The sequence below is a fragment of the Pseudomonas sp. KSR10 genome (genome assembly GCF_022355455.1).
GTDB classification, from domain to species: Bacteria; Pseudomonadota; Gammaproteobacteria; order Pseudomonadales; family Pseudomonadaceae; genus Stutzerimonas; species Stutzerimonas stutzeri_E.
In genome coordinates this window covers 528,938-540,277 of sequence record NZ_JAKOEN010000019.1, presented here as the reverse complement: position 1 = coordinate 540,277, position 11,340 = coordinate 528,938, and the positions used below count along the sequence as shown (strand labels likewise).

Sequence of the window (11,340 nt, the reverse complement as noted above, 5' to 3'; positions counted from 1 at the left end):
TCAGGGTGATGCGGCACCGCGACCGGCATGGTTCCGGCAACGTACTGGACCGTATCGCCCTCTCTAATGCTGGGCGGTCAGGGGCCGCGCTCCCGGCTCGTCGGGACAGCTTCACCGTCCCGTCGAACGGAAGCACGGGCGCAGCGCACCCTTGACCCTGCACGATTATGAAAAGCCTATCGCTGGGAGTGTGGGGTAGCTTCTCCACCCCACGCTCCCGAGCCCTCGGCGGCAAGAGCGGGATGACAAGGGCGGCGCCCTTGGTGTTATTCGCCCTCTCGCGCCGCGCCGATCTCAAACTTCCTCACCTGCTCGCACTGGCCAGCCTCGCGCTCTGCATCGCCTGGGTCAGCACGCCGCCGCCTGACCGTCCGCACCTGATGACCTTCATCCAGGACCAAACCTGTCCTGAAGATCCGACCGCGTTATTCATCGACCCGGTGACCTGTACCGAAAGCCTTTGCTGCGCGCTGGCCGAGCACTCTCACACGCGCGGAGGCACGAGGCGCGTGAGCGTGCGCAGCCAGCGCGCGCCTCCGCGCTGACGTCCCTGTAGCACGTCAGATAGATCCATATTAACTCCCGCATTAGTCAGCATTAGGAAGTAAACCAAATGAGCAAACCAAAGGATTTTCTCCGCCTAGACATGCTTGCCCGTGAAGATCGCAACGGGCGTCTGTTCGTCGATCCGGGTACAGCAGCATTCGTCGATCTGTCCAAGGTCCGTTTGTTGCGTTGCGGTGTGGATACGGTCCGCCAGCTGTACCGCGGGCTGATTCGCCCCGAGATCATGGCGCTGTTCGAGAAGCCGGGTGCGATGGTCGAGTTTGCCGGGGAGATCTGGCACGCCGGGCGTGTTGGCCGGGACTCGGGCTACCAGTACAAACTGCAGAACGCCGACCTCGGGTTCATTCTGCTCATCAAGAACTTCAACGCGAAGCTGGAGCAAATTGGCCCGCACCTGAAAATCGAAGTGTCACCGCACGCGATCGACGCGCTGTCGCCGGAACGGCTCCAGGAGCGCATGGATTATTATGCAGCCGCCGTGATGACCCACCGGGAGCGCAACCAGTGTGCCGTTCACCTCGCCCTGGATCTGCAAGGCTGGACGCCTCCCGCCGACCTAACGGCCCGCATGCACTGCCGCGCACGCGCCAACCGCGATATTTCAGGCATCAAGGAGATCCAGTGGACCATGGAAGCCGCCACCTATGGCAAGGGACAGTCCTTCCTGTTTGGCTCTGCCGGTGGCGTACAGCTCGGGATCTACAACAAGACGCTCCAGGCACGCGCCCATGACAAGCTCGACTACTGGGAAAGCGTCTGGCGTCGCCGGGATTCCTTCGATGCCAAAGACCCGGACAACTACGATCCGACCCAGGAAGTATGGCGCGTCGAGCTGCGTTACCACCATTCGGTCATCCAGCAATTCGCCAGCGGCTCGACCGATGTGAAGACCGGCCAAGCCATCGACACCGATTCGTTTGCTGCTTTCTCGGCACATCTGGAAGGCCTATGGCGCTACGGTATGAGTCAATTCAAGCTGCTCGCCCGGCCCGGCTACTTCGAACCCATCTGGACGCTGTTGCGCGAAGACGCGCGGGTTGATCTGCCGGTTGATTCCCTGGTCGATGAAACGGAATACAAACGCTACTACAAGACGAGCCGGGGCTTCTCCGGCAAGAACGTGGAACTGTTCCTGGGAAACTTCGTAAGCCTGCTGGCAAGGGAGCGAGTGGGCGCTAACAAAGCATTCGAGACCCTAAAGCAATGGGATTGCTGGCCGGTCATCCGCGATCACTACGCCGCCAAGGATATGAGCGAGCGGGATCTGTACAAGCACATCAAGAACCTGCTCCAGGAGCGTCATGTGAGGTGGGGTAGGGCGGTCTGATGGCAATCGAACAACTGCCTGACGGTCGTTGGAAAGTCGATGTTGAGCCGATCAAAGGCAAACGCTTCCGCAAGACGTTCAAGACCAAGGGCGAAGCTCAGCGGTTCGAGGCGACGTGTCGAGCAAAGGTAATCGAGAACCGGGAGTGGTCGCCCAGCACGGCAGATACGCGACGGCTAACGGGGCTAATCGAATCCTGGTATGACCTGCACGGCCACTCGCTAAGGGATGGATTGCGGCGTCGTAAGAAGCTCGATGCCTTGGCCAAGCGGTTGCGAGATCCCATCGCCTCGCGGATCGATCCTCAAGCCTATGCGCATGATCGTCGTGTTCGCCTGGAAGGAGGTGCTTCGCCGAAGACACTCAACAATGAGTTGGGCTATCTGCGCTCGGTATACAACGAGCTAAGGGGACTCGGGGTCATCAAGTACGAGAATCCGCTCGCGCTGGTGAAGCCATTGAAGATCCAGGAACGAGAGCTTTCCTGGCTGACCAACAACCAGATTGCTGAGCTACTCGATTCGATCCGTAGTGGCTGCGAAAACGCTCACGTCGAACCGGTTGTGTTGATCTGCTTGGCTACCGGTGCTCGATGGTCTGAGGCGGAAAAGCTGAAGGCAACCAGTGTTCGGAATGGCGTCATCACGTTCAGCGGGACGAAAAGCGGAAAGGTGCGGTCGGTGCCGATCTCGGCCGAGCTGGAGAAGCGGATCGTGAAGCACTGGAGGGAGCACGGCCCGTTCATGCATTCGATCACCTCGTTCCGCCGAGCACTCGCCAGGACAACGATCCGGCTACCGAGAGGGCAGGCTGCCCATGCGCTGCGGCATACCTTCGCCAGCCACTTCATCCAGAACGGCGGAAACATCCTCACGCTGCAAAAGATCCTAGGCCATTCGAGCTTGGCCATGACAATGCGGTATGCGCATCTGGCGCCGGACCACTTGCAGGATGCTATTCGCTTTGGACCAGTACTCATGCCCACGAAACGCAGCGTCGACAGTTCTTCGACACTGGCTACCTCTGAAAGCAAAAACCCCCGAAATTCACTAGGAAAATCAGGGGTTTAGGTGTTTCGAATTGGTGGGCCGGGGTAATCTGAAATGATGTCCTATCTAGTTGAAAAATAAGTAAAAATTCCGGTTAAAAAATCAGGTGGTATACCGTTTGGAATACCATCTCTGAATTTGAGCTCAGGATGCTGGGCGTTGATGACGCTCCATGGCTCACGTTTAGGTTTCGGGCTCGCAAATTGCTCAAGTCGACCTCGGGCTCAGCATCTCATGCTTTGCTACGGAGGCACTGATGGCCTCTTGGATTACACGCATTCGCTGCTCTGTGAGCGCATTTGCCCTGGCCTCCTCGTCGGGGTTTGGTTTCGGCAGCTCATCCCCCATTGATGTCTCCCACAGGGCGAGTTGCTTTATGCAACGTTGCAGCTGTTTCTTGGTCTCTTCAATCCGAATCTTGGCAAGCTCTTGTTCGAGCTTGCGCGCGTTGCGTATGACTTTCATTGCTTGAGATTCGTGCCGCGCTTCCTCTTTCTGTAGAGAGGCTTGCTGGGAGGCTCTTTCAATCAGGCGTTCGATCAGTCCTGTTTCAGTGGTTTTGTGTCTTTTCGCCAGGGTCTTGAGCGTGGCCTTGGTTGCGAGCGGGAGCGTGAAGGAGCAGGTCTTTCTGCCTCCTTTCGCTAGGCGATAGCGTCTTTGTCTGATGGCGTTTCTCAATCGCTCAATGAGCTTTACGCCTTCAGCCTCGGATTCGAGGGCATGGATCGACCTGACGAGATAGCTGAAGTTGGTGTCGGCGAGGAAGCTTAGCTTGCTTTGCAGCGACGAAGAGCATCGGTTCGATAGATAGCCAGCAGCCCACCGCCACTCAGCGCTGTCCTCCTCATTGAGCCAGCTCGGCGCCATCTCTATCTCTTCCATACCCATACCTCATAATCAATACCCACATCCGGGCTGCGGTAGCTCTCGGCTATGGCGTTTGTTAACGGATCTGTTGAATGTCCTGTTAACGGAATCTTAACACGTCATGTTATCGATGGTGTGACCAGGTCTGTTAATCGAACCGTTATTGGAATCGTTACATGAAGTAGATGTTAAGTATATATAGGGTATAAAATCTCATCTAAATTTATATGCTCACTGGCGAAATCGATGTCTAAATTGGTGGTTTTTTCAGAAGGTCTAGAGATTGGATCAGAGGCTAGATTTCTTCTTCAAGGGTTGGTATTTCGAGGGCAGACCGTCTTGGGTGTCGCGTTCAAGACCAAGCCGATTGCAAAGCTCCTTTGCCTGACAGAGAGGTTGGTCAGGGATGCCATACGCGAGCTGGTTGAAGCTGGGCTGCTTGTGACCCAGAAGCAGGCAGATAAGGTGGGGCGTCCGGGGGAGGAATATGTGGCATCGCAGTACCTACTCGATCTGCTTGCCAAGACAGGACGGAGCGCGGTTGCTCACCAGGATCCGATCCTGTATCTCTTCAATGAGCCTGATATTTATGCCAAGGGGCCACTGTCCGAGGCTGATACGGGGTACGAGAAAGCTGCTCGCAAACAGATACGCAGTGATGGGCGACCGGCAGCTCCTGGAGCCTGCGGACGGCTGGGGGCCTCCACGAGAGTTCTTTTGGCTGCCTTATTAACCTTTGCCGATCAGTGTGGGGTTGTGACCGGGGTTGGGGAGGCGAAGCTGCGAGCAATGACGGGGTTGAGCCCGGTTGCTCTCAAGCACCAGGTGAAGCGGCTAGTCAGTCTGGGTTTCGTGCGTATTCACGTGCCGGGTGTATCCCATGGCTTCTTCCGGGGAGCTAAGGTCCCCAGTACCTACTACCTGAACCTCGACCATCCGCAATTGGGTGGGCAGCGCATCCGTCGTGCCGTGCTGGTTTACGCGGAATCTGGACCCTCCCGCTACGCAAGGCTGACTAATGGGCTGGCTCCTGATGTTGCAGGGGCTCTCCTCAATTTGGGGCCTTTCGCGCTGGATGTGCTCTATCACAAGCTGGCTAGGTACACATCGCATCTGCTGTCACTGACCTGGGGAGAGCCCGGTGAGAAGTACGGCGTCGTTCCTGGGTCTCTGGCCGGCATGATCGGGCGAGAGTTGGAGCAGTTGAAGGTCGGTAAGCCGGGGCAGAGCGAGGCTGGTTACTACTGGCCTGGAGTGCTCGAGCACTTCTTCGAGGTGGCATTCGAGTGGGCGGAGCACCTGAAGAAGAGGCTCAATGGCATAGCTTGGCAGGGTTACAAGCCACAATTAGTTCGGTTGATACCTGCGCCGGAGCCGAAAGAGAACGGCGATATTTTGAGGATCGTTACTCTGATCCTCTATCCGGCTCCGGAGAATCAGCATAGCTGCATTGTGTACAAGGATGTCCGTGGCGGCTTCATTCGTGAGTTCGACAGTGAGGCTGACCTGCATGTGCGGAACCGCTACGAGTTTGGCTTGCTAACCAAGTAGGTGCCCGAACCTTCGAGTTATTTCTTACCGTCTCTGCCAATCCTGTGAACGAATACAAGGAGCCCCGTTCATGAGGATTATCCGCCTAAAAGAAGTTATCGATTCCAGTGGCCTGGCACGGTCGACCATTTACAAATATATCTCGGAAGGCACCTTCCCGAAGCCGGTATCGCTGGGCGACCGCTGCGTCGGTTGGGTCGAAAGCGAGGTGCACGATTGGATATTGGCCAGGATCGAGGAGCGTGACCAGGCTGAGGGAGCTACAGCGCGCACCATCGGCCACCTGAGCATGGCCAGTTAGAACCTGCAGCGCCATGATCGGCCTCGGCTGGTCATGGCGCTTATGCCGCAGTTCACAGTCCCTGGCTGTTCGGCTCCGCATGGCAAGTCGTGGCGGTGTCGCTCCCGCCGCCCCGACAGCCTCAGTTTCGATATCTGGCTCAGGGCTCTTCGACTTGATTTACTTCCGAAATTTGAAATCGACAAAAAGCCCGCCATGGCGGGACGATTGAGGTGGCTTTGCCCGAGCTGCTCGGCGAAGGAAATTGCAGTGCGGGTATTATGCTTTTACTAGCTATTGCTACCCGAAGGGTTCACGCCTAACCGAGTAGCAACCTTCACTGACCTACACAGGTAGTCGAACACTGAGCTACCACCTGAAGGGCCAGCAGTACAACGCATGCAGATAGATCAACCAACTGATCAGGCGAGGATAGGTAACGGTTAAAAAGTACACAGCAGGCACTGGTTATGAAACTCAACCAATGAGAGGTCATAACCATGCTCAACGATACTGACACCATCCAACGCTACCCACTCCGTCATCCTGCTAATACCAACCTCCATCTGCACTACGGAGACACCTTCGAAGGCTTCCCTTTGATGGGCGACAAAGGGCCTTTCATTCGTGAGTACCTGTCCGATCTCAAGCACACCATCGAGCTGGCTTTGGCTGAGTATCCGAGGATCTTGGCCTTCAGAGTGGATCTCCGTTTGCCTCAGGGTGTCGAGCTGCCCGACTACGCCTATACGAACCAGGTCATCAGCCGGTTCTTCGAATCGTTTACGAAGAAGATCCAGTACCACCAGGAGCGGGTGGCTGAGCGTGGCTACTCGCGTGGCTGCAAGGTCCGGTACGTCTGGTCGAGAGAGATCGGTCAGGGAGGCCGGCAGCATTATCACCTGCTGATCCTGCTGAACCGCGATGCTTACTACACCGTTGGGCGTCTGGGGTCGGATAGGGTGAACATGATCAGCCGCATTGAGGAGTCTTGGGCAGGTGCTCTGGGGCTACCGGTCGACCTGATGAGGGGGTTGGTGCACATCCCGAAGAATGCTGAGTACCTAATCGATCGAGTAAACCGTCGACGTAAGGGCGATGAGCTGACCGATCTGTTCTACCGAGCCAGCTACCTCTGTAAGGTGGCTACCAAGTCCTACGGTGATCGTCAGCGTGGATTTGGAACTAGCAGGGGGTAGTCAGATATCTGGTCTTGCAACCAGCAAAGGGGCTGTCCTTATCGACATGCCCGGCTTGGCTGAGCAGTACATTCGCTTGTGAATGGTTGCTGGCAGGTCGGGCGATACGGTTGTTTCAGCTAGTCCGCGTCCATCGACAGCGCAGTAGGGGCAGAACCGGGAGCCTGGTGGGCTGAGCAGGTAGCAGGCTCTGCATTCTGCGGCCTTTCCGTTCCAATCGCGCAAAGCTTTCAGCATCGTTGCCGCGATGAGCTCGGATCTACCGTTTACATTGGCGTCTTGCAGTTGGGTTGGCTGATGGGCTGCAATTTCAGCTTGCATTGCTCGATGCGCCTTCAAAGCCAGATCATGCTCGGCAGCCTCATTGGCGATGGCAAGCTGCCGAGCTTGTTCTTTAGCTTTACGCTCGGCCTGTTCTTTTAGCCAAGTAGCATTCAGCTCAAAGGCCCGTGATTGGAGCTGCTGCTCCTTGAAGGTTTTTAATGATTCGCCACGAAGACATCTGATCCAGGAACGATTCGACGGATCCTGCAGCACGGCATGCTTGTAACTCTCAGCATCATTGATCTGCTCAAGGGTTAGGCAGTGCAGGTCAATCTCCATGCTGGAGTGCTCGAGCGCTTGAAACTGGCGGTAACGCTCATGCTCCATCCTGGAGGACATCTTGATGCGTACGATCAACTTTCGGCCAGATAGATGCAGGATCGCATGACCTCTCAACCCATCCAGCTCAACGAATCGTTCGACTGAGTCTGCTGTGACTGCCACCGGCGGTAGCTCGACCTTTTCTTCCAGCGCTCGGCCGCTTGCTGTAACAATTCTAGCCATGTCGACGAAGGTCGGGAGCAGGAGCTGCTTGTGCTGCACAATCAGTGCAACTGCGGCGCGTCTGACTCCCTCGCGAAAGCCAGTGGTGCAATCATTCGATTGGGCATGGCGAAAGTGAGGAGCGACTTTTTCGCCATTGTTGGCAGCATTCAGTGGCTGCCGGCAACCTGGGCAAATGCAGTTGCAGCGAAGACCATTCTCGACTTCAAAGGCGCGGAATAAGTCTCCATCACGCTCGCCAAAAGGAATTTTGTTTTCGTGCATCATCCATGCTCCACGCTTTTGCATCGCTCGGTCGGATCATAGCCGGTGAGCTGGCGCGCAAGAAGATAGGGTCACATCAATCCCGTATGATCACGGCATTATTCGGTGAAGGGTTATCAGTTGTGCAGAACCAGGATCTGCGATGCCAGGAGTATTACCAGACTCGCTTTACTGGTTATCTGAATCAATTCGCCCCAGGCATGGCGCTCGACGAGTGCCTGCATGATTTTCTGGATCAGCGTCCGCAAGGAAAATACACCGCACGCAATCGAGCGGCCGGATTGGTTGCTGCTAGTTTCTGGTTTGAGCCCGTCAACCTTGAGGGGGCTCAGGTTGCAAGCCAGGCGTTGGCGCGCGCTCTGCATTTCGATGATGTGATCAGCAAGGAGCTGCTGGAGCATTTGGCCGTTCATCATCCAGATGTATTGCGCTGGGCCATTCGTTATTCGAAGCTCTTTACCCGCAGCGGATCACCGCTTTGGAAGCATCTTCGGGAGACGCTGAGCGGCGATGCGTGGGAAGAATTCTTTGGCGTCTGTGATCGCCTTCTGCAGCAACTCGAACCTTTTGATGAAGCAATTGCTCAGGCTGAAAATCAGCTGAAGTCGCTCTCCCTGCTTGAGCTGCTCTCCTATCTCAGTGTGTTGGCCTATGGCCGTCTGGGCGAGGTAGATGATGATCCTGCTGGCAAGGATTGGGGCGTCTACGAACGGATCGTTCTGCGCAAGCTTAAAGTCTGCACCGAGTCTGATTTTCGACTATCCGAGGAGATACTCGGGCGCTCGCTGAAACGGCACCTATCGCCAATGCTCTTCCCTCAGTCTGGCGGGGGAGCTGAATGTGTAGCTCATTTGGAAACGTTGGCTGTATTGGTCGCTGCGATGCGTGAGCGCATCGACTACGAAGGATCCATCGACTGGTTCTGCTACGACAGTGAGTGTGATTACCAACTCAGGCCTGGACAGTCAGTCATCTTCAATAAGACCGATGAGGGCACACAGCGTTGGCAGCGTACCGAACGCAAAAGCCAGTTGTTCTGGTGTTACTGGATGCGCCGTGCAGTTGAGGTGTTTGCTGCTTCAGGTATGGCGGGGAAGATCATGGGCAGCCCTGAAAACCATGAGGCCAATCAGCTCGCTTATATAAAGTCCGTTCGTAGCCAGCTCTACTTACAAGTTGTCTTCGGGTTAGGTGAGCGCGTCAGGCTTAACGATGGCGCTGAAGTTTCGCTGCATCACGCCATGCTCGCCAGCGAGCTGACCAGGGCTTTTTTCGAACAGGCATACCTGCAGCCTTATCAGCGCTACCTAGATGACCTGGGGGACCCTTTAGCAGCACTCGGGCGTTTGGCCTTTGAGGGGTTGCTGCAGGGAGAGAATCGTTTTCCCATGACCTGGTCAGAGTTGCCAGCTAAAGTTCGGCGGATCCGCGCATGGACGGTCAGTGATGAGCATCCTGCAGGTGATGCTGATGCAGCCAAGGCGATTTTGCAGTTTTGGACCAGTGATCTGCAGGCGCTGTCTGCGCAGCTCAAGCAGACGCCAAACATGCCAACGCCAAGACTGTACGAACGGCCATTTTATAAGATCGGCCGCTACAGCTTTCAGTTTCCCTGGGTTGCCGGCCGGCAGAACAGTTTGACGGCTGCGGTGAATAACCTGCGTCGTGTCGAGCAGCGTCGGCCTGAGCTGCGCGGCGAAACCGAGCGTGTGGAGCACGAGCTCGCCGAGGCGCTCAGGCAGAGGGGGTTCCGTGTGGTTGTTGGCTATCAGCCGCTCTGCAGTGAAGAGCCTGACGCCGGTGAGATAGATCTGCTGGCATACCTGGACGGCGTGGTGCTCTTGCTAGAGGTCAAGTCCGGATTTATCCGCTCAACACCGCACGAAATCTGGCTGCACCGGACGAATACCCTGCGCAAAGCTGCCAGGCAATTGGAGCGTAAACAGCCGGCCGTACTCCAGGCCTTTCAGGCTGACTCAGGCTTGCGCTCTCGACTTGGGCTCAGTGAGCACGAATCGATTTCAGCCCTAAATGCCTGGATTGTCGACACGTCGATTGAGCTTGATGGTGAGGTTGTTGATGGCTTTCGTGTCGTGTCGCGCGAAGTCATTGAGGTGACCTTGCGCGATGAACAGCACTACCTGAGAGCGTTTGATCAGGACGAAGAGGAAGAGCCTGCGTCGCTGTATCCTGATGGGTTCAGCCCGCAAGCGTTTGTTCAGATCATTGAACGCAACGAGATTTGGCAGGGCATGCTTTGATGGCATCTATTGGCAAATGCCATCAGCAGGACGCAGCCAAGATCCTAGGCGCAGTAGCTGGACGATACCGAATCGTCACGATCATGGCGTGACCTGCATTCCCTGCTGCACGGAAAATTAACTAATCAAAATGAGTACCACTATATTTGTAAAATACAAATATGGACGTGCGCCTAAGGCGTGCAATAAGATCCGTTCTAACACACAGATCAAGTGCCTCTAACTCATATGACGCTCATAAACTCTCTTGCAGAGCTCGCTCAGCCACAGCGTGATCGCCTGGCTTTTATCGAGCTTCGAGTGCGCTTCGTTGGTGAGATTCGGCGGCAGGATTTAGTGGAGCGTTTTGCCATTCAGTCTGCTGCAGCGACCCGTGATCTTGCGCTGTACAGGGAGCTAGCCCCCGGTAACATCGACTATGACTCTAAGGGCAAGACCTATGTCCTAGGCGCGGATTTCCGTTCGCTGTTCGATTACCCGGCCGAAAGAGTCATGTCGTGGCTGACACAGGCCTTCGGTGATGGCGAACCGCTGAAGTTCAAAACTTGGGTACCCAGTGAAACTCCTTCCCGGCTGACGAATCCCGATTTGGATGTGCTTGCGAGTGTGACCCGCGCCATCCATCAGGGCTGCCCCATGGCAGTCGAGTACTACTCGATTTCCAGTGGTAAATCGAAACGCGAGATCGTGCCTTTCGCCTTGATCGATACAGGCCTGCGCTGGCACGTCCGCGCGTTCGACCGGAAGTCCCAGGAGTTCCGGGATTTCGTCATCACCCGGATCAAGCGCCCGGTGGTGCTCAAGGGCCAGCCAGTGGCGCCCCACGAGATGAGCGATCAAGACATTCAGTGGACCCGGATCGTCGAGCTGGAGTTGGTGCCGCACCCGGATCAACCCCGACCGGAGATCACCGAGATGGACTACAGCATGCAGGGTGGCGTGCTGCGGATGAAGCTGCGGGCAGCCACCGCCGGCTACATCCTTCGCCAATGGAGTGTGGACTGTACGCCCGACCACAGCTTGCGCGGGCACGAGTATCGGTTGTGGCTGAAGGACCACCTGGCCATCTACGGCGTGCGCAATGCCGTGCTGGCGCCGGGCTACCGGTCCCCTGATCAACAACGGCTTGAAGCCGAGGCGGACTGAT

10 protein-coding genes are annotated in these 11,340 nt (G+C 56.2%); 8 read left to right on the top strand and 2 right to left on the bottom strand.

All coding sequences use genetic code 11. The features are described from left to right. Window positions 1-167 precede the first annotated feature (167 nt). The 3 genes from MCB86_RS11425 (at window position 168) to MCB86_RS11415 (ending at window position 2,964) form a co-directional block, all read left to right on the top strand. Window positions 168-545 carry a hypothetical protein gene (locus tag MCB86_RS11425; protein WP_239610984.1) on the top strand — a complete coding sequence of 126 codons (378 nt, stop codon included), beginning with the start codon at window positions 168-170 and terminating at the stop codon, window positions 543-545. A 68-nt stretch (window positions 546-613) separates the two neighbouring features. Next, complete coding sequence (locus MCB86_RS11420) at window positions 614-1,894, top strand: hypothetical protein (protein WP_239610982.1); 1,281 nt, start codon at window positions 614-616, stop codon at window positions 1,892-1,894. After that, window positions 1,894-2,964, top strand: coding sequence for a tyrosine-type recombinase/integrase (locus tag MCB86_RS11415; RefSeq protein ID WP_239610980.1), 1,071 nt, complete (start codon window positions 1,894-1,896; stop codon window positions 2,962-2,964). Before MCB86_RS11420 ends, MCB86_RS11415 begins: the two co-directional genes overlap by 1 nt. A 186-nt stretch (window positions 2,965-3,150) precedes the next feature. On the opposite strand, the gene MCB86_RS11410 is transcribed toward MCB86_RS11415, so the two are convergent. After that, window positions 3,151-3,825 (bottom strand): hypothetical protein, encoded by a 675-nt coding sequence (locus MCB86_RS11410; protein WP_239610978.1) that lies wholly within the window; start codon window positions 3,823-3,825, stop codon window positions 3,151-3,153. A gap of 231 nt (window positions 3,826-4,056) precedes the next feature. On the opposite strand from MCB86_RS11410, the gene MCB86_RS11405 reads away from it, so the two are divergent. From MCB86_RS11405 to MCB86_RS11395, 3 genes are all read left to right on the top strand, one after another. Further along, window positions 4,057-5,361 carry a hypothetical protein gene (locus MCB86_RS11405; RefSeq protein WP_239610975.1) on the top strand — a complete coding sequence of 435 codons (1,305 nt, stop codon included), beginning with the start codon at window positions 4,057-4,059 and terminating at the stop codon, window positions 5,359-5,361. A 70-nt stretch (window positions 5,362-5,431) separates the two neighbouring features. Next, window positions 5,432-5,662, top strand: coding sequence for an AlpA family transcriptional regulator (locus MCB86_RS11400; protein ID WP_239610973.1), 231 nt, complete (start codon window positions 5,432-5,434; stop codon window positions 5,660-5,662). 479 nt (window positions 5,663-6,141) lie between these two features. Then, the gene (locus MCB86_RS11395; RefSeq protein ID WP_239610971.1) at window positions 6,142-6,840 is read left to right on the top strand and encodes an inovirus Gp2 family protein; all 699 of its coding nucleotides are present in this window, start codon (window positions 6,142-6,144) and stop codon (window positions 6,838-6,840) included. On the opposite strand, the gene MCB86_RS11390 is transcribed toward MCB86_RS11395, so the two are convergent. Beyond that, on the bottom strand, window positions 6,841-7,932 hold the full coding sequence (locus MCB86_RS11390; protein ID WP_239610969.1) for a hypothetical protein: 1,092 nt from the start codon (window positions 7,930-7,932) through the stop codon (window positions 6,841-6,843). A 5-nt stretch (window positions 7,933-7,937) separates the two neighbouring features. On the opposite strand from MCB86_RS11390, the gene MCB86_RS11385 reads away from it, so the two are divergent. Both MCB86_RS11385 and MCB86_RS11380 read left to right on the top strand, forming a co-directional pair. Next, window positions 7,938-10,193: a nuclease-related domain-containing protein gene (locus MCB86_RS11385; protein ID WP_239610967.1), complete on the top strand. Its 2,256-nt coding sequence runs from the start codon at window positions 7,938-7,940 to the stop codon at window positions 10,191-10,193. A gap of 228 nt (window positions 10,194-10,421) precedes the next feature. Continuing rightward, entirely contained in the window at window positions 10,422-11,339 is a 918-nt protein-coding gene (locus tag MCB86_RS11380; protein ID WP_029404809.1) for a WYL domain-containing protein, read from the top strand. The last annotated feature ends 1 nt before the right edge of the window (window position 11,340 follow it).

Excerpts from the sequence above, each read along its gene's own strand:
- MCB86_RS11415 (WP_239610980.1), top strand. The coding sequence starts at position 1,894 with ATGGCAATCGAACAACTGCCTGACGGTCGTTGGAAAGTCGATGTTGAG.
- MCB86_RS11385 (WP_239610967.1), top strand. The coding sequence starts at position 7,938 with ATGCTCCACGCTTTTGCATCGCTCGGTCGGATCATAGCCGGTGAGCTG.
- MCB86_RS11410 (WP_239610978.1), bottom strand. The coding sequence starts at position 3,825 with ATGGAAGAGATAGAGATGGCGCCGAGCTGGCTCAATGAGGAGGACAGC.
- MCB86_RS11390 (WP_239610969.1), bottom strand. The coding sequence starts at position 7,932 with ATGCACGAAAACAAAATTCCTTTTGGCGAGCGTGATGGAGACTTATTC.
- MCB86_RS11380 (WP_029404809.1), top strand. The coding sequence starts at position 10,422 with ATGACGCTCATAAACTCTCTTGCAGAGCTCGCTCAGCCACAGCGTGAT.
- MCB86_RS11395 (WP_239610971.1), top strand. The coding sequence starts at position 6,142 with ATGCTCAACGATACTGACACCATCCAACGCTACCCACTCCGTCATCCT.
- MCB86_RS11420 (WP_239610982.1), top strand. The coding sequence starts at position 614 with ATGAGCAAACCAAAGGATTTTCTCCGCCTAGACATGCTTGCCCGTGAA.
- MCB86_RS11400 (WP_239610973.1), top strand. The coding sequence starts at position 5,432 with ATGAGGATTATCCGCCTAAAAGAAGTTATCGATTCCAGTGGCCTGGCA.
- MCB86_RS11425 (WP_239610984.1), top strand. The coding sequence starts at position 168 with ATGAAAAGCCTATCGCTGGGAGTGTGGGGTAGCTTCTCCACCCCACGC.
- MCB86_RS11405 (WP_239610975.1), top strand. The coding sequence starts at position 4,057 with ATGTCTAAATTGGTGGTTTTTTCAGAAGGTCTAGAGATTGGATCAGAG.